Annotated in this window: 18 protein-coding genes; 6 read left to right on the top strand and 12 right to left on the bottom strand. The window is 43.6% G+C overall.

Annotated features, from left to right (window positions below; translation table 11 throughout):
* Nucleotides 1-68 precede the first annotated feature (68 nt).
* Together WHS63_RS04245 and WHS63_RS04240 are read left to right on the top strand one after the other, a co-directional pair.
* Entirely contained in the window at nt 69-1,412 is a 1,344-nt protein-coding gene (locus tag WHS63_RS04245) for a fasciclin domain-containing protein (RefSeq protein ID WP_445204038.1), read from the top strand.
* Nucleotides 1,413-1,528: 116 nt separating this feature from the next.
* Nucleotides 1,529-2,485 carry a DMT family transporter gene (locus tag WHS63_RS04240; RefSeq protein ID WP_445204037.1) on the top strand — a complete coding sequence of 319 codons (957 nt, stop codon included), beginning with the start codon at nt 1,529-1,531 and terminating at the stop codon, nt 2,483-2,485.
* 6 nt (nt 2,486-2,491) lie between these two features.
* Here the strand turns inward: WHS63_RS04240 and prfB are convergent.
* The 4 genes from prfB to WHS63_RS04220 form a co-directional block, all read right to left on the bottom strand.
* Nucleotides 2,492-3,581, bottom strand: a protein-coding gene (gene prfB / locus WHS63_RS04235; RefSeq protein WP_445204036.1) for a peptide chain release factor 2 whose coding sequence is annotated in 2 segments (ribosomal slippage) — nt 2,492-3,517 and nt 3,519-3,581 — 1,089 coding nt in all. Because the reading frame shifts where the segments join, the coding sequence is not laid out codon by codon here.
* A gap of 93 nt (nt 3,582-3,674) precedes the next feature.
* Nucleotides 3,675-4,763: a glycosyltransferase family 4 protein gene (locus WHS63_RS04230; RefSeq protein ID WP_445204035.1), complete on the bottom strand. Its 1,089-nt coding sequence runs from the start codon at nt 4,761-4,763 to the stop codon at nt 3,675-3,677.
* 13 nt (nt 4,764-4,776) lie between these two features.
* Nucleotides 4,777-5,394: a polysaccharide deacetylase family protein gene (locus WHS63_RS04225; RefSeq protein WP_445199206.1), complete on the bottom strand. Its 618-nt coding sequence runs from the start codon at nt 5,392-5,394 to the stop codon at nt 4,777-4,779.
* A gap of 2 nt (nt 5,395-5,396) precedes the next feature.
* Nucleotides 5,397-8,465: a protein O-mannosyl-transferase family gene (locus tag WHS63_RS04220; protein WP_445204034.1), complete on the bottom strand. Its 3,069-nt coding sequence runs from the start codon at nt 8,463-8,465 to the stop codon at nt 5,397-5,399.
* A gap of 122 nt (nt 8,466-8,587) precedes the next feature.
* Here WHS63_RS04220 and WHS63_RS04215 point away from each other — a divergent pair, with 122 nt between their 5' ends.
* The gene (locus WHS63_RS04215) at nt 8,588-9,565 is read left to right on the top strand and encodes a M28 family metallopeptidase (protein ID WP_445204033.1); all 978 of its coding nucleotides are present in this window, start codon (nt 8,588-8,590) and stop codon (nt 9,563-9,565) included.
* Between the two features lie 53 nt (nt 9,566-9,618).
* Entirely contained in the window at nt 9,619-10,863 is a 1,245-nt protein-coding gene (locus tag WHS63_RS04210; RefSeq protein WP_445204032.1) for a tetratricopeptide repeat protein, read from the top strand.
* A 49-nt stretch (nt 10,864-10,912) separates the two neighbouring features.
* Here WHS63_RS04210 and WHS63_RS04205 read toward each other — a convergent pair whose 3' ends face one another.
* Nucleotides 10,913-11,971, bottom strand: a complete 1,059-nt coding sequence (locus WHS63_RS04205) for a hypothetical protein (RefSeq protein ID WP_445204031.1) — start codon at nt 11,969-11,971, stop codon at nt 10,913-10,915.
* Nucleotides 11,972-12,078: 107 nt separating this feature from the next.
* Here WHS63_RS04205 and WHS63_RS04200 point away from each other — a divergent pair, with 107 nt between their 5' ends.
* Both WHS63_RS04200 and WHS63_RS04195 read left to right on the top strand, forming a co-directional pair.
* Nucleotides 12,079-13,245, top strand: a complete 1,167-nt coding sequence (locus WHS63_RS04200) for a serine hydrolase domain-containing protein (protein ID WP_445204030.1) — start codon at nt 12,079-12,081, stop codon at nt 13,243-13,245.
* Nucleotides 13,238-14,431: a hypothetical protein gene (locus tag WHS63_RS04195; RefSeq protein ID WP_445204029.1), complete on the top strand. Its 1,194-nt coding sequence runs from the start codon at nt 13,238-13,240 to the stop codon at nt 14,429-14,431. Before WHS63_RS04200 ends, WHS63_RS04195 begins: the two co-directional genes overlap by 8 nt.
* 68 nt (nt 14,432-14,499) lie before the next feature.
* Here the strand turns inward: WHS63_RS04195 and WHS63_RS04190 are convergent, their stop codons facing one another.
* The 7 genes from WHS63_RS04190 to WHS63_RS04160 form a co-directional block, all read right to left on the bottom strand.
* Nucleotides 14,500-15,366 carry a hypothetical protein gene (locus tag WHS63_RS04190; RefSeq protein ID WP_445204028.1) on the bottom strand — a complete coding sequence of 289 codons (867 nt, stop codon included), beginning with the start codon at nt 15,364-15,366 and terminating at the stop codon, nt 14,500-14,502.
* A 175-nt stretch (nt 15,367-15,541) separates the two neighbouring features.
* Nucleotides 15,542-15,997, bottom strand: a complete 456-nt coding sequence (locus tag WHS63_RS04185) for a hypothetical protein (protein WP_445204027.1) — start codon at nt 15,995-15,997, stop codon at nt 15,542-15,544.
* A 4-nt stretch (nt 15,998-16,001) separates the two neighbouring features.
* A complete protein-coding gene (locus WHS63_RS04180) occupies nt 16,002-16,214 on the bottom strand; it encodes a YgaP family membrane protein (RefSeq protein ID WP_445204026.1) in 213 nt (70 codons plus the stop codon).
* A 77-nt stretch (nt 16,215-16,291) separates the two neighbouring features.
* Nucleotides 16,292-16,918 (bottom strand): Crp/Fnr family transcriptional regulator, encoded by a 627-nt coding sequence (locus tag WHS63_RS04175; RefSeq protein WP_445204025.1) that lies wholly within the window; start codon nt 16,916-16,918, stop codon nt 16,292-16,294.
* Nucleotides 16,919-18,634: 1,716 nt separating this feature from the next.
* Nucleotides 18,635-19,201, bottom strand: coding sequence for a ribosome recycling factor (gene frr, locus WHS63_RS04170; protein WP_369488733.1), 567 nt, complete (start codon nt 19,199-19,201; stop codon nt 18,635-18,637).
* A gap of 37 nt (nt 19,202-19,238) precedes the next feature.
* A complete protein-coding gene (gene pyrH / locus WHS63_RS04165; protein WP_445204024.1) occupies nt 19,239-19,949 on the bottom strand; it encodes a UMP kinase in 711 nt (236 codons plus the stop codon).
* Nucleotides 19,950-19,988: 39 nt separating this feature from the next.
* Nucleotides 19,989-21,329, bottom strand: a complete 1,341-nt coding sequence (locus tag WHS63_RS04160; protein WP_445204023.1) for a hypothetical protein — start codon at nt 21,327-21,329, stop codon at nt 19,989-19,991.
* Between the last annotated feature and the right edge of the window lie 17 nt (nt 21,330-21,346).

The following is a 21,346-nucleotide window of genomic DNA, read 5'->3' as shown; positions in this document are numbered from 1 at the left end:
TAGAATATAAAATGAACAAAGACTATTTTTTAATGTTAGTAGGGCATAATCAACTAAAACACACGATTATGAAAACAAGAAAAAATCTATTTGCTCTACTAGCTTTGGTAGGCCTAGCGGGAACGCTACTATTAACAAGTTGCGAAAAGGATGAAGAAAAGGAGATGGAAATGCCTAAAAACATTGTTGAGGTTGCCGTTTCCAATCCACAGTTCTCAATTCTGGTTCAAGCCCTCCAGAAGGCGAACCTGGCTACAACCCTTCAGGGAACTGGTCCTTTTACAGTATTTGCTCCAACCAACGCCGCCTTCAACGAGCTTTTCAATCAGTTGGGTGTAAGTGGTATAGATGCCTTAACTGCTGACCAGCTAACCCCAATTCTGCTTTACCATGTTTTATCGGGTAAGGTTGAATCCAATCAGCTTGCGAGTGGCTATGTTTCAACTCTTAGCCCCGGTGCAGGTGGATTAGGTGTTTCACTTAAGGTTGATGCAAGTATGCTCAAACTCAACGGAAATGTTGGTATTACCGCTGCCGATATTTCAGCCACCAATGGGGTTATTCATGTAATTGATAAGGTTTTACTTCCGCCAACAGTGGTTGATATTGCCCTTGCAAACAGCAGTTTTACATCTTTAGTGGCTGCGCTAACCAAAGCCAACCTGGTTAATGCTCTTAAAGCTGATGGACCGTTTACGGTTTTTGCTCCTACAAACGATGCATTTAGTCAACTTTTCACTGATTTAGGTGTAAGTGGTTTAGATGCGCTTAATGCCGAGGATTTGACCCCAATACTTTTATATCACGTTTTAGGTGCTGCAGTTAAGTCCACTCAGCTTCAAACTGGCTATGTTTCAACTTTGAGTGCAGGACCAAATGACTCTAAAGTTTCCTTACTTGTCGATGCCGCTGCTGTTAAGCTGAACAACAATTCTAAAATTGTTGCGACCGATGTGGTTGGAACTAACGGTATAGTTCATGTTATCGATAAGGTTATACTTCCACCCACGGTTGTTGATATAGCATTGGCTAATAGCAGTTTCAGCACTCTTGTTTCGGCTCTGGTAAAAGCTGAACTTGTTGAAACCTTAAAGGGCCAGGGTCCGTTTACAGTGTTTGCTCCAACCAACGATGCTTTTAGTGCACTTTTCACTCAAATTGGAGTATCAGGAATCGACCAGCTTTCAAAGGATGATTTAACGCCCATTCTGCTCTACCATGTAGTATCAGGTAATGTGAAATCGAATCAACTTTCTAGTGGTAATGTGCCTACGTTGAATGGCGATATCAATGTTAATGTTGGTACAACCGTTACAATTAACGAGAACTCTTCGGTAGTTCTTGTTGATGTACAGGCTACCAATGGTGTTATTCATGTAATTAACAAGGTGCTTTTGCCTCCCGCAAAATAAGCTTGCATTATTAAATTAGGGCGTTGAGTGTTCAACGCCCTTTTTTTATTTTTGTCGCGTAAACCTTTTGGGTTTATACCGTTCTAAACCTTTGCCAATAAATTGAACTTTAAACAATGAAGAATAATTCCATTGGGATTTATGCTGCAACTGTGCTGGCCATGGTTTTTTGGTCGCTCTCCTTTATTTGGTATAAGGAGGTATTCCAATTCTATAAACCTATCACTTTGGTGGTTGGTAGGCTATCAATTTCTGCCATTTTCCTTTTTATCACGGTAGGACTAATAATGAGGAAGCTGACCAGAATTAAAGCTAGCGATTTGAAATACTTCCTTTTGCTAGCCTTTTTTGAACCCTTTCTTTACTTTATGGGTGAGAGTTTTGGGATGACCATGGTTTCATCTACATTAGCTGCTGTAATTATCTCAACCATTCCACTTTTCAGCCCCTTGGGGGAGTTTTATATTTACAAGACCCGAGTAACACTAATGAATTTTGTGGGTATCATGGTTTCGGTTATAGGGGTTGGCATGGTTATATTCCATCAGGGATTTGGGAAACTTGAGGCTAACCCTGTTGGTATAGCCCTTATGTTTCTGGCTGTATTTGCCGCATTGGGCTATTCACTTACCCTTAGGAAGTTGACATCGGCCTACAATGTTTTTACAATAATTACTTACCAGAATACTATTGCCGTAATTTACTTTCTGCCAATATTTTTCTTGTTTGAGTTTAACCATTTCATGAGCGTTGGAGTAACCATTGCCTCGCTAATGCCGCTTGTTAAGCTTGGAATTTTTGCATCAACCTTTGCCTTTTTGCTATTTACATACTCGGTTAAGCATCTTGGGGTAACCAAGGCAAACTCGTTTGCCAATGCAATTCCTGTGCTTACAGCCATTTTTGCCTATTTCCTGTTAGGCGAAACTTTAGGAATTGTAAAAATAGCTGGAATAGCCATTGTAGTGCTTGGATTATTCCTTTCGCAAGTACCAAGGGAACATGCCCGGCGTGTTTTTGCCTTTATACCAGTGGGTTTAATTACCCGTGCCCGGCTAAGAAAAAACGAGTAGCATTGGCTACTCGTCGCCAAATTGCATCAGGTAAGCTTTAATACATTCGTTAAGGTCGCCATCGAGTATGGCATTTACATCGGAGGTTTCATAGCCCGACCGTAGGTCCTTAACGAGTTTGTAGGGGTGGAGCACATAGTTCCGGATTTGTGAGCCCCACTCAATTTTTTTCTTTTTCCCTTCAATCTCGGCCTGAATCTCACGGCGTTTGCGTAGTTCCAATTCGTAAAGGTGCGATTTCAGTAGTCGCATGGCATTCTCCTTATTCTGGAATTGCGACCTCGATTCGGTATTCTCAATTACGATGCCCGTAGGGATATGGTAAAGGCGGACGCCTGTTTCAACCTTATTTACGTTTTGGCCACCGGCCCCCGATGAACGGTATGTGTCCCATTTAATGTCGGCTGGGTTAATGGTTATTTCAATGGTTTCGTCAACTGCTGGTGAAACAAAGACCGATGCAAACGAGGTATGCCTTCGGGCATTGCTATCGAATGGGGATATGCGAACCAGGCGGTGAACGCCATTCTCGCCCTTTAGAAATCCGTAAGCCATTTCGCCCACAAACTCCAGTGTACATGATTTTATGCCGGCCTCCTCGCCATCCTGCACATCTACAACTTTTACCTCGTAGCCATTCCGCTCGCCCCAGCGCATGTACATGCGCATGAGCATGGCCGCCCAGTCCATACTTTCAGTTCCTCCGGCACCGGAGTTGATTTTCATGATTGCCCCAAGCCTATCCTCTTCCTTGCGTAGCATGTTCTTTAGCTCCAAATCCTCAATGGCTTGGAGGGTTTGCCTGTAGTGGGAGTCAATTTCTTCTTCGGTTGCAGCACCTTCCTTGGCAAAGTCAAACATAACCTGTAAATCCTCGGTAAGGCTGTTTACCTTATTAAAGCCATCTATCCAGGATTTGATTGAAGCTACTTTCTTAAGCTGTTTCTCTGCTTCATCGGGCTTATCCCAAAAGTCGGGGGCTTGTGTTTTTTGCTGTTCCTCTTCGTATTCTATACTAAGCTTGTCGATGTCAAAGATACCTCCTCAGCGCATCGCGGCGCTTTGCAAGCTCTTTTACCTGTTCAATGGTTGTCATTCCGTAAAAAGATTTTTGCAAAGATATAGATTTTATGGTAGATGCCCTAGGATTGAAGGCAATCATGAAAATTATAGAAAGTACAATCAATCTTTATTGGCAGGTGAAGAGCTTGTCTATTTTTAAGAGGCTTTCTTCCTGGATTTCGGTGAACCTTTTATAGCCTTCGTTCGCAATTGATTGGGTAAGTTGGGGTGATTCAATTAATCTTTCAATCTTCTGCGAAATATTGTAGGGGTCTACGCTTTCAAGGAAAAGCAGTTGCTTGCCATCAACAAAGGTATCCTGTAAATTTTCCTTTCCACTGGTTATAACTGCACATCGTTCCGACATGGCTTCCAGAATAACCAGGGGGAAGTACTCTAGCTTTGATGGAAGTACAAAGATGCCTGCCCTACTATACAGTTCAAATCTTTTGGGACCGTAAACAGGGCCTACAACCTCAACCGTTCTGTTCAACCCATACTGGTTGATTCGTTCCAGCAAGTTTTGCTTTTCCGTTTCGGATGGGAATGCCCCTGCAAGGGTGAGCTTAAGCTGTGGGTATTTGCTGCTGAGTATTGCAAATGCTTCAACCAGCTCAAAATGCCCCTTATGTATTAGAAAATTTGAAAGGAATAGGATATTGCTCCAGTCCTTTTCGTGCCTTTCGTATTCGGGTGTTTTGATTATGGAGTTGGGAATAACGGTAATTTTAGTTTTTTTTAAGTTCAAAGGGGAAAGCTCCAACCTGGCCAGGCGAGGGGTTAGGTGAACAATTTCGCAGTTTTTGAAAATAAAGCTATAGAATCGGTACAGGTATGGTTTTTGACTATAAAACTGTAGCATTCCCGGCCGGTGAAGATGAATTATCTTTTTTGATTTTTGTGATAATGCCTTGCAAAGCATTAAATAAAAGCTATCCCTAATCAACACAAGTCCAATGGGAACCATTGAGAAGTAAACTATATCGGGCTTGTACTTAATGATTTTACCAATAATTTCGAAAACAACCGTTATGGCCCTAAGTATTTTACGGGGTTTAAACCGCTGTAAATCGGAAAGCGATTTTGAGAAGTTAAGGCTAATGGTAAAGCATTTGTTGTTTGGCAATTGCGAAGCCCTACCCATTACCAGCTTATTCATTAAACTAGCACCATGAACCGGAGGCGGAAGTTGAACAATAAAGAGTATATTACTCATCTAATTATTCTGTTCATGGAATAATAATCGATTTAAAGGTTAGCCCTTTAGAGCTGAGATTATCGAGTACGCGGGGCAGTGCGTAGCGCAGGTTACGCTCAGCCTTCAAGGAATCATGAAAAACAATGATTGACCCAGGTTTGGCATTTCGTACTACGTACTGGTAAACCCTTTTGGGTGAGACCCTTCGGCTGTAGTCCATGCTAAGCACATCCCACAAAATAATCTTGTATTGCGATTTTAGCAGCTTGAACTGTTTGGGCGTTATACGCCCGTAGGGTGGGCGGTAGAGGTTACTGTTTACAAAGCTGTTGGCGTAAATAATATCCTGCACATACTGAGTGGTGTCGGTTCCCCATCCCTTGATATGGCTGTAGGAGTGGTTTCCCACAGCATGTCTATCGGCCACAATCATCTCAAAAATTTCAGGGTGCATCTCAATGTTTTTTGCCAGGCAAAAAAAGGTAGCTTTTGCATTGTACTTGCGCAGCTGCTCCAGCACCCATGGGGTAACTCCCGGCGTTGGACCATCGTCGAACGTGAGGAAAACCCCTTCCTTTTCGGAGGGGAAATTCCAAATCACATTCCTGAAGAACCTCTGAAAAAAACGCGGGGGACTAAGATTTATCATAACTACCCTTCAAGAACCGTAACGTATGAGTTGAACTTATCAGTTAGCTGTTTAGCGTACTCGCCCTTCTCGTACTGGTTGGCCATTCGTGTTAACTCATAAAGTATTGCAAGATTTAGCTGAAGCTCGTTTCCAAGCCAATTTTTTTGAAACTCGTCCAGATCATAAATCATGTACGATATGGCCTCGGAGGCTTGGTTTACCATTTGCTGAGAGTATTTCAGGGCATTTTGCATATCGCCTGCACGGTAATAGCCTTCAACCATGGAAAGGGCAAAGTAGTTAAGCGGAACATTTTTAGGAGGAATTAGCTCCATGCACCTGTTCAGTGCAGTGATGGCCGAATCCATTTTGCCTTCATCAACTAAAGCATTGGCAAGGCGAGCAAAAAGGTTACGGTAGTTAGATACAATTCGCATCTTGTTTTCGTCCAGATAGACCTTGGGGTTGTTCAAGCTCCTGAACCTATACTTTTCCATGAGGTTTTCCCACATCTCGCGGGTGTTAACCGAACCAGTCCCCCACTGCCGCGAGGCAGGAATAGGTAGTACACGGTACATCATACCCTCCAGGTGGAAATACTTATCCAAACCTAAATAGGTTTCACCGCTAACAGTTGTGGCGTAATAAATGGGACGCCTCCATTGGTTTGTAGCAATAAGGTCAAGGATTACCTGCCCGTCCTTAAGCACAACCTGCTTGTTAAGTGTCCAGGTCATGGTGTCGGCAATGCGGTTTAGGTAGTTGTCCGGCAAATCGACTTTGCTTTTAACCTCTGATTTATCAACGGTTAGGAAAAGCTGTTTGGAAGGGATGTAGTTTATCCTTTCGTTTTGGTTAAATGGTGATTGAATCATATTTTCGGGTTTGTCAGAAAGGAAGAAATCCACCACACGGTCAAGGTTCAGGGGTTCTTTTATCCTATCAATCACCACAATTGCATCGCGAGCACCGGTAAAGTATTGGTCATATGTCATTCGGATTGGTATGGGGTCGCTTTGGTAAGCTTTACGCTGCATCTGTTCAATGTACCACTCTCCGCGCAGGTAGCTTAGGTTAGCAACACGAACATCGGTTCTAACGCCCTCCACCTCCTGTGAGTACCATAGGGGAAAAGTATCGTTATCGCCATAGGTGAAAAGAATGGCGTTGGGTTTACATCCAATAAGCATGTTATACCCAAAATCAACTGGCACATAGCTCCCTGAGCGGTCGTGATCGTCCCAGTTCTCGTTGGCCATTAGTACGGGTACGGCCAGCGTGCATACCGATGCTGTAACCACAGCCGTGGCTGGGTTATCCTTAATTTTCCTCAGCAATTCATAAACTGCTAAAACACCTAAACCTATCCAGATGGTAAAGGCGTAAAAACTTCCCGCATAGGCATAGTCGCGTTCACGTGGCTGGTAGGGCGTTTGGTTCAGGTAAACAACTATAGCGATTCCGGTCATCACAAAAAGCATGGTGGTTACCCAAAAATCGTGCTTATGCCTACGAAGATGGTACAATAAACCGGCTAAGCCTAAGAGCAGGGGGAGTAGGTAGTATTGGTTTCGCCCTTTATTGTTACGGTAAATTTCAGGCAGCTTTTCCTGCGGCCCTAAACGTGGGTTATCGATGAAAGGGATTCCGCTTATCCAGTTACCCTTGGTTACCTCGCCATGCCCCTGAAGGTCGTTTTGGCGGCCAGCAAAGTTCCACATAAAGTAGCGGAAGTACATAAAGCCAAGCTGGTATCGGAAGAAGAAGAGTAAGTTCTCGCCAAAGGTGGGCACGTAAATGGTTTCGGTTTTGCCATCAGGCCCAAATCGTTTAATGGGGTTGCCATCAAAGTTGCTCCATTTCTTGTAAGCGTTAACATGGTTTTGTTCGTTGCTCCACATACGGGGGAAGAGCATTTTGAATTCAGGGTCAAACTCGTATTTATCCTTGGTGCGAACAAAAACGTACTTACCATTCTTTGGCGCATAGGTAGGCTCCCCCTCAACCCTTGCTATAGGCTGTGCATTGAATACCTGACCGTACAGCAAAGGTCTATCGCCATACTGTTCACGGTTAAGGTAATATAGTAGTGAGAACATGTTGTCGGGGCTATTCTGATCCATTGGCGGATTGGCCGACGAGCGAATTACTATTGCAGCATACGAGCTGTAGCCAATCATTATCACCGTAAGCCCTACAAAAATTGTATTCAGCACCACGCGGCCTTGCTTATGTGTTCTATAAATACCGTAAGCAAGCAGCGCCAGTACAACGGTAAACAGGAAGAAAACTCCCGATTTAATTGGTAGTCCAAAGGAATTTACAAAAAGCAACTCTACCTTTGAGGCTATCACAACAAATCCCTGAATTATACCATACATTATGGTAATTAGCAGCACGCCTGAAATCAAAAGGGTGTAAAATAGGCCTTTAGGCGAGTAGCTGTATTTCCTGAAATAGTAAACAAGAGCAATGGCCGGAATAGCCAATAGGTTGAGTAAGTGTATTCCAATTGAAATACCCATTAAAAAGGCAATTAGAATGATCCATCGGGTGGCATGGGGCTGATCGGCTTGCTCTTCCCACTTTAGGATTGCCCAAAAAACAAGGGCTGTAAAGAGCGAAGAGGTGGCATACACCTCACCTTCAACCGCTGAGAACCAGAACGTATCTGAAAAGGTGTAGGCAAGAGCGCCAACAAACCCCGATGAAAGTATGAGTATTACCTGGGTTAAGGTGAACTCAGTTGCTTTGGGCGAAACAATTCGCCGAGCCATGTAGGTTATGGTCCAGAAAAGGAACAGGATTGTGAATGAGCTGGCAAGGGCCGATAGGCTATTGGCAAGTATAGGAACCCATTGCGGGGATGGTGCAAACATGGTAAAGAAACGAACCATAAGCATGAAAAAGGGTGCCCCCGGAGGATGACCTACCTCAAGCTTATTGCCGCTGGCTATAAACTCGCTACAATCCCAAAAGCTGGCAGTGGGTTCAATGGTAAGCAAGTAAACCAGCGTGGCTATGGCAAAAGTGAACCATCCTATAAGGTTGTTATACTTCTTGAATTGACTTAGTGATAAGTTCTCCATCGGGTAATTGGTTTTGTTATACCTTTTAATTTCAGGGTTCAGCCACCAAAGGTATCAATTTTCTGAATTGGGAGCGTTACGGAATTAACAGAATGTTTATTTTTACATCAAAACTAAAGTTTATGACTTCTACCTACCGTTATGTATTTAAGGGGTTGTTGGCCCTATTGCTATTTGGCATTGTGGTGTCCTGTTCAAAGGACGAAGAAATTGTTGACCCCACCAGTAAGCCCGATCCTGAAATTGCCCAGTTAACCAAAAAAATCCATGCCGATAGCATTGCTGCTACAATTGGGATGCTACAGGGAATTGGTACACGTTTTGCACTGGCCGAAAACAGGCGCGAAGTAGCCGTTGCAATAATGAATAAGTTTAAAAGCTACGGATACGCTACTGCCCGTCTCGATTCATTCCAGCTTAACGTATATTTCCGAAACCAGTACTATGAAACCTGGCAGTACAATGTGGTTTGTACACTGCCTGGGGTTGAGTTCCCCGATAGCCTTACCATTATTGGGGGGCATCACGATTGTATTTTACGAAGTACTGAACCCGAAAGCCCTCTTGACGTGGCTCCCGGTGCCGACGATAACGCCAGCGGCGTTGCGGTAACCCTTGAAATTGCCAGAGTTCTTAAGCAATCGGGTTTTGCACCCCGAACAACCATTGTTTTTGCAACCTTTGCTGCCGAGGAACTTGGCCTCTATGGTAGCCAGCATATGACCAACCGTTTATCCGATACACTGGCTAAGGTGAAATTCATGCTCAATAACGATATGGTATCGTTCTGCCCGGTTACCGATTCAACGGGTTGGTACCTCAATGTTATTGATTATCCCAATTCGGTTGATTTTAGGAAGCATGCACAAAAAATCTGTTCAACCTACACCCTGCTCAAAACGGTTAACGACAATACCTACCGAAACTATAGCGATAGCTATAACTTTTACCTCAGGAACTACAAATCGCTTTTCTTCATAAGCCATCACGACGACCCCAACTATCACAAGCTAACCGATTTACTCTCAAACCAAAACCCACGTTTTGCGCGCGAGGTGGCTAAACTCAACTGCGCGTTGATAGTTGAAGCCAATAAATAACCTTTATATCAAAATAATCGTATAAATTTGAATTGATATTAAAGCAGATTTGTATGAAACGTACTGTGGTTATACTTGTTGGGCTGGTTATCATAGCTTTTGCAGCCTACATTTTGCTTAAGCCCCGTTTAGCGCAAAACAGCTACAATGAAGGTTTAAAGCTGCTCGATTCGGCCAAGTATGAGCTTGCCCTTGAAAAGTTTAACAGAGCCATTAAGTTAAACCCCAAACGCTACGATTACTACTTTAAGCGCGGTGTAACCCTTGCCGCTTTAAATAACGACTCGCTGGCTTTGGCCGATTTTAGTACGGCTATTGGTATTGATTCAACTCATTTTGAGCTGTACATTGAACGAGGAGTATCGTACCGTAAGCTAAAGCAGTATTCGCAGGCCATGGCTGACCTGAACCGGGCTATAGCAATGAACGATTCCAGCTCAAAGGCATACTACCAGCGTGGGTTGTTAAACGCTGCAACCATGGATTTTGAGCAAGCCATCAAGGACTATAACCGCAGTATTGAGCTCGATGGCTCAAACCTTGAGGCATTTTACAGCCGTGGCGAGTCGCTGGCAAACCTTGCCGACTTTAAGGGAGCAATTGCCGATTACGATAAGATGATTGAAGGGGCTAACGCTACCCCTGAGGCCTACAAGAAGAGGGGAATCTTTAAACTAAAAATTCAGGATTACAATGGTGCAATTGCCGATTTGGAAATAGCACTTAAGGAACTCCCCAAGGACGAGGAAGCCCTTTATAGCCTTGGTGATGCCTTTGCCAATGTGCAGCGATTCGACGATGCCATTAAGGTACTCGATAAGGCCATAGCAGTTAACCCTAAATTGCCATTGGCTTACGGAGTAAAGGGTGGAGCATTGCTCCGTAAGGGTGAGTTCAAGCAGGCCGTTGTTGCTTTCAATAAAGCCATTGAGCTTAAACCCGATTACCTTAAAGCATACTACGGCAGGGGTGTTGCCCGTGCGTTCCAAAAGGATTACAAGGGTTCAATTGCCGATTTCAACAAGGTGATTTCCATTGACCCCAATTACGTTCAGGCTTACTACAACCGTGCCGTTTCAAAGGCAATTATGGGCAACCATAAGGATGCCATCCCCGATTATGATGTTATAATTAAGGCCGACCCCAAGAATGCCGAGGCATACTATAACCGCGGTATCTCAAAAATGAACGTTCAGGAGTTCAAGTCGGGGTGCGACGATTTCCGCAAAGCTGTGGAGCTGGGCTACAAACCAGCTGAGCAGATGGTTAACATCTACTGTCCTAAAGAAAATAAGTAGAAAACGAAAATTGTAAAGCTTGCCACCCGACCACCACAGGTCGGGTTTTTTACTTCACCCGTGTAAGCTTACCATCAAACAACAGCCGTAGCGTGTAGCTGTACTCCAGCAATCCCGACTTAAAATCGTAGTATGCCTTGAAATTTGCGTTCAGCAGCAATCTTTCCCGAAATAGCTTTTGGAATTCAATTGAAAAAGTACCCATTGTGCGAACCGCTTGGTTGAATGTAGGATTAATTGTAGATATTGACCCAAAAAGCTCTTCGCCGCGCGGATTTATGAACCCATCGGAGTACCAGTAACCAATATCGATGGTGGTGCTATTGTGGTATGCTCTGAGCTGAGGGTGTAGGCCAAAGCCTGAGCTGTAATAGGAGGTAAACGATGGGGAAAGGTTTTTGTAGTAGTAAAGCGATGATGAAAATTCAAATCGTGTTTTAGCCAGGGGCTGTAAGCTATATGCAGGAATAACTCCAAGGTTTATGTGTGTTTGAACGGGTAGGTTGGTGCTATCAATTTGCCCGCCATGGTGGAAAGCCATTGCATGAAAGGCATTGGAGAATCCGGTATTGTTGTTCCGGTGGTACAGATGTGTAAAGCCTACGGTAAACTCTTCCTGAAATGGGCTACCAGCTTTGATGTAACGCTCCCAGTTTATCCATAAATCGGCTTTGCTCTCAGTCCCTCGATACAAGAACTGTACACCCGTTTCGGGTTGGTTCAGGAATAGCCTTTCGGGCTTAAATAGTGGCTCGGGTAGCCAGTGGCCGTTTTTGGATTCTAATGTTCCTACAATTAGGGTTACCTTGCTATTTAGCTGTAATCTAGCCGAAAAAACAGGTACTAACCGTTCAAGCGAGTCGGCACCGGCAAGGTATAAAGTATGGAAACCCGCTGCAATGCTGTACTGTTCCGTTTCAAATTTGATGGCCGGTTGTATGTAAAAGCCGGGGTGTGTATACCCCTTTTTGATGTTCCCGGTAAACTCCTTGTTATCAAAAAACGATTGTCCCAAAAGGTAGAGGCCTACCCCAGAGCTATCAGGTTGAGCAATGGAATTAAAAAAAATCGATATATATGTTGAAATAAGCGCTACTCGGAGCATCATGCTTTTCATAATTCGGGTCAAATGAAATATTTTGAGAACAAATATCACAAAAAATCCAAAACAATCCTTAATTTCGACACAACATATCAACCTAAACCTAGCATGCTATGAACTGGAAGCGAAAACTTAAGGTGGCCAGTGTAGTGGTTGTTGTAGCCCTTGCAGTATATTTGGCTTTGCCACAGAACCATTACATTGTGCGGGCACTAATTTACCAGCAGGTAAATATCGACGACTACAAAATATTCCATAACCGTACCGTTAAGGCGGGTACGCCTCAACCCTGGAGGTTGCATGAAAAGTACAACTCCTATCAGCTTACCAACGATCAGCTTAAATACTTTAACGATTTCCGCACAGTAGCCTTCCTGGTTGTAAAGGATACCGCTCTACTTTTTGAATCGTACTGGGATGGATACGGAAAAGATTCATACTCCAACTCGTTTTCAATGGCCAAGAGCATTGTTAGCCTGCTCATGGGTTGTGCCCTAAGCGATGGTTATGTGAAAAGTATCGATGAACCAGTTGGGAACTACCTCCCTGAGTTTGCTGAGGGCGATAAGGCAAAAATCACCATAAAGCATCTGCTCACCATGAGCTCAGGGCTAAGCTGGGACGAATCGTATAGTACGCTATTCTCCCTTACCACGCAGGGTTACTATGGAAAAAACCTGCCCAAGCTGGTGCTAAACCAAACGGTGGTAAAGGAACCCGGAAAGACATTTGAGTACCGTAGCGGCGACACACAGCTGCTATCGCTCATTATTGAAAAGGCAACCGGTAAAACGCTGGCCGATTACGCCTCGGAAAAGATATGGTCAAAGATTGGCGCCGAACACGATGCCCTTTGGTGTTTGGACCGCAAGGATGGCGTTGAAAAGGCGTTCTGCTGCTTTAACACCAATGCCCGCGATTTTGCCCGCTTTGGTCAGCTGGTGCTGAACGGTGGCCGTTGGAATGGGGAACAGATTGTGCCGGAAGAATACCTTAACGAGTCGCTTACGCCGGCAAGTTACCTCTTTGACCCAGAAACTAACAGGAATGTCGATTTCTATGGTTACCAGTGGTGGATGATAAATGTTGATGGATACAAGACCTGGTATGCTCGCGGTTTGCTGGGACAGTATATCTTTGTAATTCCTAGCTTGAATGCCGTGGTGGTTAGGTTGGGACACGTAAGGAACAACAACCGTATCGATGGCACTCCTGAGGATGTTTACCAGTATATCAGATTCGGAATCAGTATTGTTAAAAGCATTGAAAACAATGAGTAGTAACGATTTTATTAAGGATAGGTTAAGGGTAAAGTTGCTTGCCTTTCCGGCAGCAGAGCTTTCAGTTTTCGACAAGGCCAAAAAGAAGTATATGGGTTTGTTTAACCCCGAGGAGATGGAGTTTGTGAACGATAAGCCCGATGTGCTTATGTTTCTGACCGGGGGCTCTGAGCATATAGCCATTGAGTCGGTGCAGGAGTACCGCTTTTACCTGCTGCTCGCCTCACGCGACGCCAACGCATGGGCTGCTGCCACCGAGGTTAAAGCCTGGATGAACCAGCATAACATACGTTCCGTACTGCTCGATGCCGATAACCCTTCAACCGCCGAGTACCTGAGTGAGTACTACAATGCCTTTGTGGGGGTACGCAAGCTTCACGGTCAGCGACTTGGTGTGGTGGGCAGCTCATCGCCGTGGCTTGTGGCCAGCGGTGTTAACCCCTACCTTTTACAAAGCAAGCTGGGGGTTGAGCAGGTTGATATTAGCTGGGATGATATTGTTTTTGATGAGATATCGCAGGTTTCGCCAGACTTTACCTCGCTTTTTGGCATGGCCGAGAACCGGGTGGAACTCATTGAGAGCGGTAAGATATATGAGGGGCTTGCCTCGCTTATTCCGTTTTACAGGCTTAACGCCATGGCCGTGGAATGTTTCCCATTGGTCAACAAGACCGGACATACCGCCTGCCTGGCATTAGCCAAGCTAAACTACGATGGCATACCCACAGCCTGCGAGGCCGATATTTGCAGTGCTGCCGCAATGATGCTATCGTCAGAGGTATGCAACGCCATTCCATGGATGGCCAATATAGCTCATGTGGGCAATGGCAAAGCCATGCTTGCCCACTGTACTGCGCCGGTTAACCATCTAACCTCGTTTAAGCTCGATACCCACTTTGAAACCGGCAAGGGTTACGCCGTAAGCGGCCAGCTTAAGGGCGATGAGGTAACCATCTTTAGGTTCGACAGTACGTTGAACCACATATTTGTAACGCTAGCCAGGGTTACCGATAAGCCCAAAAGCCGGAATGCCTGTCGCACCCAGCTGGAGGTTGAGCTTAGCCCTTCGGCCTCAAAGTATTTTACGGAAACTCCCTTTGGCAACCACCACATGGTTCTGCCCGGGAACTGGGTACAACGCCTTACCCTGGCAGCGGAACTGCTGAATGTTGGGGTGGTGAGTTAACGGCTTCGGTGTTTGTGAAGTTTTGCGAAGCAAAATTTAGGGGAGCGTAGCGAACCACAAACACCGTGTTATACGCCGTTGTCATCCTCTCTATCTTGAGTCTCTGTTGACTTATTCTTAAGAGATTCAAGAGCCTTGGCAATCATTTTCCCCCAATCGTCTGCTATTTCCTTCATACTTTGCCCATGGTAACCCAATCTTAAGGATAACATGAAATTCGTAATTTCATCAGGTTCAACACCTTGCTTAAAGCGGGCATTTTGAACATACACAACTAATTTGAGAAACGATTGATAAAAATCCGCAACCTTAGACCCAAATTCAGAATCTTTGGCAATAATTTCTTTGGTAATTTCGTCATCGGTTAATGCACAAATTGCACAAAAATTAGATGGATTTAGCATTTTATTGCCAAGTTTAGAGCCGATGCCCATTTCACCTTGAATTTCGGCCTCCTGCTGCCATACTTCATGAATGTAACCAATCTCTTCATCAAAACTTGACCAACGGTTTCCTAGAATTTCAGTATATAGTTCCTCTTCCAATTCGTTATGAGATTTACCATTTCGGAAGGCAACTTCCTCCAAAATAACGAATATAATACGATAGCATAGACGAAGGAAATAAAGCGTTTTGTTCGGTGTCGGAATCATTGAGGAATATCGTACCTTTTGCCAATAATCATAGAATTCTTCAAGATCATCTTGAGTAGCTTCAGCCTTTCGCAGCAGGTCTCCAAAATGCGAGAGCATAAGGTTTAGCTTTTGTTTATGATTTCGAGTTGGGTCAATTCCTTGGTCAAGTAAGATAGCAGAGAAGTAATTATCAATTGCCATATAACCATCAGCCACGGCAAAATTGCCTGAACCTGATGATTGGGCACTTAAGTACTGAATCAAACCAATTATTAGACGTTCTTTAACTTCGGGTTTCATATTTAATCAACTCTCCATCTATCTTACAGACAATGACGTATAACGGTGACGTGTATGAGTAGTGGCGGACTTCGGAGCAAATCCAGTCCAACTAACACAAAAGTATATGCGGGGCTGAATGCTAAAATTAGTTACAGACCCCGCCATTACTTATACACGATGTTGTGTGCTGCCTTTAATTCTTTTCAAATGTTAGATAATCAGTTCCGCCATTTCCACCACTAACATCTATAAGTTCAATTTTAGTAGTGGACTGAGAGATAAAATCCCAATCATCATTTAAGTCTTTAAAATCATTAGTTAAGTTAAAATTTATGTTAAAGTCTAAATCATCTTGGCTATCATCATTACTGTTGCTGTCAGTAATACTCCAAGTGCCATCGTAATTATTAGTACCATTGTTTGCGTTTAATACACCTGAACTCTTAAAGGTGAAGTTGTAACCCGCAAAATGATTGGTTTCATCTGTTCCGGAGTCTATAAATTTCGTTATTCGCCAAGTACCACTTTGAATATTGTTCTGTACTTGACTCTGTGTATTATTTGTACTATCGTCATCTTTACTACAAGAAATAACAAGTAGCAAACTAAATAATCCAAAGATAATTGCTGCTAATTTTATTGCTTTCATAGTCTTACTTTTTTTCATTTAACGGACATGTTCTAATTCCAAATGGTGCATAAAGTGGACAAAAGCTTATCAAGCTAGTTAAAACGAAAACACCTGCAAATACTAAAAGAACAATGCCTAATGTTCCAGAAATTGTTCCTGTGAAATAAAGTACTCCGACTATTGCAGCGATTATTACTCTAATAATTCTGTCTGCTTTTCCCATGTTTTTTTTCATTTTTTTAAAATTTAAATATTCCTGCATTATTGCGTTACAAAGGTAAGTGGTGTTTTATTGCTGTGCAGTGACCGTGGTCACCAATCAGCGATAATTCTTATTTCACCAGATTTTTGTATTATTTTCCCATCGGATTCAAGTTTTTTCAGCACTCTGGTTATTACTTCACGAGCAGTTCCTAATTCGTTAGCTATCTGGTTATGACTCATTTTAATTGAAATACTATTAATTAATTCCAATTTCTTTTTCAAATAATCATAAAGTCTCTTATCCATTTTATCCAATAACAATTGACTAATTGTATCTAAAAGTTCTGAATACCTTAGATTGTATTGATTAAAAAATAGTTCGTTGAAGTCAGGATACTCTTTAAGCCAATTAGGCAATAGTTGTACAGGAATTAAAATAATCTTTGAATCCTCTTCGGTTGTAGCGAAAACCTTGCTTGGTGTGTTTTTTAGTGCAGCATAGAATGTCATAACACAGCTTTGAGCAGGCTCAATATAGTAGAGTAATAATTCCTTCTCGTCAAATCTTGAATATACTTTTACAAGTCCACTTGCAACAAGAGGCAATACTTTAACATACTGTTGTTCTCTTAAAATTTCAGTTCCTTTGGGGAATTCCTTTATACTTGATTCTTGCAGAATCTTATCAACTAAATCAGGTTTTAAAAAGGATAATATTTTCTTGTCAAACTCCATTCTTTATGGTTTTTAGGTCAAGGTTGCACACAACTAGTTTATATGCGCTACTTAGTTGCGCCTTATTTCCATTTTTGGGTGTATAGGCGCTATAAAATAGAGTTTTATTGCTAGAACAAGTATAAAAAATTTATTACAAATTATCAAACGGTCTTTTAATTTTTTACTTACTATTCTACCTAACCAATGAAGTTGTTCGTTGATTGTTGATTGTGAGATTAATAGAACGCAGATTACGCTGAATAAGTGGTTTAAACTGCGATACACATTATTTGATGGTTAATCCAATGAAACACAGATGGTGAAGTTGATTTAGTTGAAAGTTGACGGTTGTTGTTTGTTAGGAAAAGAGAATTTAGCCCTCAAATCATGCTGAGTTCACCGAAGAATCCTTTTGTACCATAAACTCTTTATTAATGCGATTCCTCGTACAACAATGAGCGACACAAGCCGAGGCATAAATGCCTGACCTGTCAATGGGTCGGGCTTTTCAGCCTCGATCTTCTTTGGTTCTTTCTTGTATCAATACAAGAAAGAGCATGTAAAGGGCTCTTTGCCATGCTTTTCTGTTGCGATGCAACGCATCACCCTTGCTCTTTGGAATGCAATAGCGTGCATCGCTATACAGGTAAGAGTCGTGATGGAGTTACAAATGTTTAGCCCCTACGGGGCTGGAAAGGTTGTTCGTTGTTCGTGGGAAACGACCTCACCCCAGCCCTCTCCTGATAGGAGAGGGGGAAAGCATTTAGGAGACCTAATTACAGGGCTAAAGTCTCCCCTCTCAGGGGAGATTTAGAGGGGTCATCTATGTTGAATATGGAAAACGACCTCACCCAAAACCTTTTTTCTGAGAGGGAATGGAGTGGAAGAAGCAAGCAGTGGTATAAAAGCCTGACCTGTCAATGGGTCGGGCCTTTCAGCCTTGATCTTCTTTGGTTCTTTCTTGTATCAAGACATGAAAGAACATGTAAAAGGCTCTTTGCCATGCTTATCTGTTGCGATGCAACGTTTCACCCTTGCTCTTTGGAATGCCATAGCGTGCATCGCTATACAGGTAGGAGTCGTGATGGAGTTACAAATGTTTAGCCCCTACGGGGCTGGAAAGGTTGCTCGTTGCTCGTTGTTCGTTGTTCTTGTAAGCTAAGTCCTACACTCTCTGATATTTGATGTTGATCGGCTCATAAGACGATTATCATGCTGAGCCCAGCCGAAGCATCTCTTTCCCCTTTTATCCTTTTATGAGATCCCTCGACAACGCTCGGGATGACAACACCCTTAGCATCCTCTCTCACCTTGTCATGCTGAGCCCAGCCGAAGCATCTCATTGAATCTACAACTCTTCATTAATGCGATTCTTCGACTAGTTCGGAATGACAGGAGTAGTTGCTGGTTGTTCGTGAAGCGTAGTTCGTCAATGCCATTCTGTGAAACATCGTGTTACACTGTGTAACTCTGTGATAACAATTTAGTTGATGGTTGTTGGTTGATGGCTTAAGAAACCACCTTCAATCATGAATCTGAAATCTGAAATTTTAAAATTTTATCCTTTATCCTTAAATATCACCCCTCCCACTGTACACTACCCCTGCACACGGTACACTAAATATGAGATTCCTCGACAAAGTTTTTCCCGGTATATCGAGGCTAAGAATGTGATGGATAAAAAAAAGGTGTTACCGGTTAAGTAACACCCTTGCATGACGGAACGTTCACATCCTATACGGTAAGTATTTCCTGCTCCTTTTTGTGGAGCACATCATCTACTTTCTTATTGTAGTTGTCGGTAATTTTTTGGATTTTGGTTTCAGCATCCTTAGCGGCGTCCTCGGGCAGGCCATTTTTCTGCATCTTCTTGATTTCCTCAAGGGCATCGCGGCGGGCGTTGCGAATGCTCACGCGGGCATTCTCACCCTCGTGCTTTACCTGCTTAACCAAATCCTTGCGGCGCTCCTCGGTTAGGGGAGGTACCATTATGCGAATTGATTCGCCGTTGTTTTGGGGGTTAAAGCCAAGGTTAGCGGCCATGATGGCTTTCTCAATGGGGTCGATCATCTTTTTTTCCCAGGGTTGCACCACGATGGTGCGGGCATCGGGGCTGCCCACGCTTGCCACCTGGGTGAGCGGGGTCATTGTTCCGTAGTAGTCAACCATAACGCCGGAAAGCATGGCCGGGTTTGCCCTTCCGGCTCTGATAACCCTAAGCTCATTATCCAAATGCTCAATGGCCTTTTGCATCTTGCTCTCGGCAATATCTATAACTTTTTTTGCATCGTCAAGGTTCATGGCTTTATGATTTTTATTGTTTCGGACACTAAAAGTATTAATTTTTTACCAATGTACCAATTCTTTCGCCGGTAACAACTTTCATTAGGTTGCCCGGGGTGTTCATATCGAATACAAGGATAGGAAGGTTATTCTCGCTACACATGGTAAAGGCGGTAAGATCCATCACCTTTAACTTTTTCTCGTAAGCATCGGTAAAGGTTAGCTCATCGAACTTTACGGCTGTTTTGTCCTTTTCGGGATCGGCAGTGTAAACACCATCAACACGGGTGCCTTTCAGGAGAACCTCTGCTTCAATCTCAACACCGCGTAATGCTGAGGCTGTATCGGTAGTGAAGAAAGGATTCCCGGTTCCGCCTGCAATAATCGCCACGTAGCCCTGCTTGAACCCTTCAATAACCTTTGCTTTGGTGTAGAGCTCGCCAACGGGCTCCATCTTGGTGGCGGTAAAAACCTTAGCCTTTCCGCCTGCTCCCTCAATGGCCGATTGTAGCGCCAAGCTGTTAATTACCGTGGCCAGCATTCCCATCTGGTCGCCCTTTACCCGGTCGAATCCTTTGGAAACGCCACTCAAACCCCGAAAAATATTTCCCCCACCAATAACAATCCCAATTTCAACGCCAAGGTCAGCAACTTCCTTTATCTGTTTGGCATAGCTGGTAAGCACCTGGGTGTTAATACCGTACTTATCGTCGCCCATAAGAGCTTCGCCGCTAAGTTTAAGCAGTATCCGTTTATACTTTATCATTGTTTACATTTTTACGGCGTAAAAATAGCAAATTATCGGTTATGCTTTGCTAACAATTGCGTTGTAGTAGCTTCGTAACGACATGCTGTAGGTACGGAGCATCTCAGTAAGCAATGCGTTAAGCTGTTCAATCCCATTTGCTCCTGAGTAATTGTTGATTTGATCCATAAGGTTGTCAAGTTCTTTTGATTTACTGGCCTCAAACGATGGGTCTTTTACCAGAAGTGGGGGGCAGAATTCTTTTAGGGCTTTGTCAACTTTACGGCTTCGGTCAACCGATATTTGGCTCACTACAGTACGGGCAAAGTCGTTGGAATAGGGTGTAATGGGGGTTTCAGCTCTAAGCGCTTCAATTAGTGGGTTGGTATCATAGTTGCTATATGCCTCACGCATGGCTATCCATTGGTACTGCTCAAGTACGGAGTGTTTATTTGATACCAGCTGAACGGCATCGTTTTTGCTTTTTGGGAAGCCAATAATAGCCTTGAGGTTAATCCAAATCATTCGAGCGGCGCTCATTCCGGGTAGGGGGGCTGTGTGGTACGGCATCGATAGGTCGCCAAGGTAGTGCATTCCCCAGCCCATGAATCGCCAACCCCAGTAGTCGTTGCCAGTTGCAAATGCGTACTCAGCCAGTGCCTTGAAAAGGCTTATGCGGTATTCGGGGTAGGTTTTCCTGAGGAATGGGCCAAAAGCGTAAACCAGCTTTGCCTCGTGGTAAAACCCCATGTGAAAAGGAGCCTGGCTGCCGTACTCGAGTTTAGGATCGCCAAAGGGTTGAACGCCGAATCCATAGGTTTTTCCGTGGCTGGTGCCATTATCTTCAAACAAACCCAAATCAAACCCATAGTCGGGCTCGTCGTTGGCGGTGCACAGCACTTGGAGCGGAGCAACCAATTCGCCTTCATTAATCACCACGTAGTTGGTGTGGCTTAGCGAACTAACATCGGTCAGAGTGGTTAATTCCGAGGGCGGAATAACGGTTTTCCCATTAATATCCTGGTTTGGAAGTAAATGTAAGTACAATCTTAGCTTGATATTAGGGTTTAACCTGAGGGCTGTGAGAAAACGGTAAACAATATCGCTTTGGTTGCCAGTGTGCTTAAACTCAAGGCCCTGTGGTAATGGAGCATAGTTGGGTAAGTTTGTTTTAGCCCACTCCTCGTATCGCATCAGAAATTCAGCCAACCCCTTTTCTTCTTTTATAAGAAAAGCTTTAAGGCTTTGCACCTCAACCGGATTTCGTTTTGTGAGGTCGGGAATGCTGCTCAGAACCGGGTATGCCAGTAGTGGGTGTTCCGACCATGCTATCAATTTAAGGGGAGCTAAAATAACACCTATAGTCAACGCTATACCTAAAAAAATTATCAACTTTTTCATCCGTACAAAATATTTAT

Source organism: Tenuifilum sp., from assembly GCF_037481895.1.
Classification (GTDB): Bacteria; Bacteroidota; Bacteroidia; order Bacteroidales; family Tenuifilaceae; genus Tenuifilum; species Tenuifilum osseticum.
Note: the sequence above shows the minus strand (reverse complement) of the source record. Positions and strands in the feature narration are given on the sequence as shown.

Excerpts from the sequence above, each read along its gene's own strand:
- WHS63_RS04245 (WP_445204038.1), top strand. The coding sequence starts at position 69 with ATGAAAACAAGAAAAAATCTATTTGCTCTACTAGCTTTGGTAGGCCTA.
- WHS63_RS04240 (WP_445204037.1), top strand. The coding sequence starts at position 1,529 with ATGAAGAATAATTCCATTGGGATTTATGCTGCAACTGTGCTGGCCATG.
- WHS63_RS04230 (WP_445204035.1), bottom strand. The coding sequence starts at position 4,763 with ATGAGTAATATACTCTTTATTGTTCAACTTCCGCCTCCGGTTCATGGT.
- WHS63_RS04225 (WP_445199206.1), bottom strand. The coding sequence starts at position 5,394 with ATGATAAATCTTAGTCCCCCGCGTTTTTTTCAGAGGTTCTTCAGGAAT.
- WHS63_RS04220 (WP_445204034.1), bottom strand. The coding sequence starts at position 8,465 with ATGGAGAACTTATCACTAAGTCAATTCAAGAAGTATAACAACCTTATA.
- WHS63_RS04215 (WP_445204033.1), top strand. The coding sequence starts at position 8,588 with ATGACTTCTACCTACCGTTATGTATTTAAGGGGTTGTTGGCCCTATTG.
- WHS63_RS04210 (WP_445204032.1), top strand. The coding sequence starts at position 9,619 with ATGAAACGTACTGTGGTTATACTTGTTGGGCTGGTTATCATAGCTTTT.
- WHS63_RS04205 (WP_445204031.1), bottom strand. The coding sequence starts at position 11,971 with ATGATGCTCCGAGTAGCGCTTATTTCAACATATATATCGATTTTTTTT.
- WHS63_RS04200 (WP_445204030.1), top strand. The coding sequence starts at position 12,079 with ATGAACTGGAAGCGAAAACTTAAGGTGGCCAGTGTAGTGGTTGTTGTA.
- WHS63_RS04195 (WP_445204029.1), top strand. The coding sequence starts at position 13,238 with ATGAGTAGTAACGATTTTATTAAGGATAGGTTAAGGGTAAAGTTGCTT.
- WHS63_RS04190 (WP_445204028.1), bottom strand. The coding sequence starts at position 15,366 with ATGAAACCCGAAGTTAAAGAACGTCTAATAATTGGTTTGATTCAGTAC.
- WHS63_RS04185 (WP_445204027.1), bottom strand. The coding sequence starts at position 15,997 with ATGAAAGCAATAAAATTAGCAGCAATTATCTTTGGATTATTTAGTTTG.
- WHS63_RS04180 (WP_445204026.1), bottom strand. The coding sequence starts at position 16,214 with ATGAAAAAAAACATGGGAAAAGCAGACAGAATTATTAGAGTAATAATC.
- WHS63_RS04175 (WP_445204025.1), bottom strand. The coding sequence starts at position 16,918 with ATGGAGTTTGACAAGAAAATATTATCCTTTTTAAAACCTGATTTAGTT.
- frr (WP_369488733.1), bottom strand. The coding sequence starts at position 19,201 with ATGAACCTTGACGATGCAAAAAAAGTTATAGATATTGCCGAGAGCAAG.
- pyrH (WP_445204024.1), bottom strand. The coding sequence starts at position 19,949 with ATGATAAAGTATAAACGGATACTGCTTAAACTTAGCGGCGAAGCTCTT.
- WHS63_RS04160 (WP_445204023.1), bottom strand. The coding sequence starts at position 21,329 with ATGAAAAAGTTGATAATTTTTTTAGGTATAGCGTTGACTATAGGTGTT.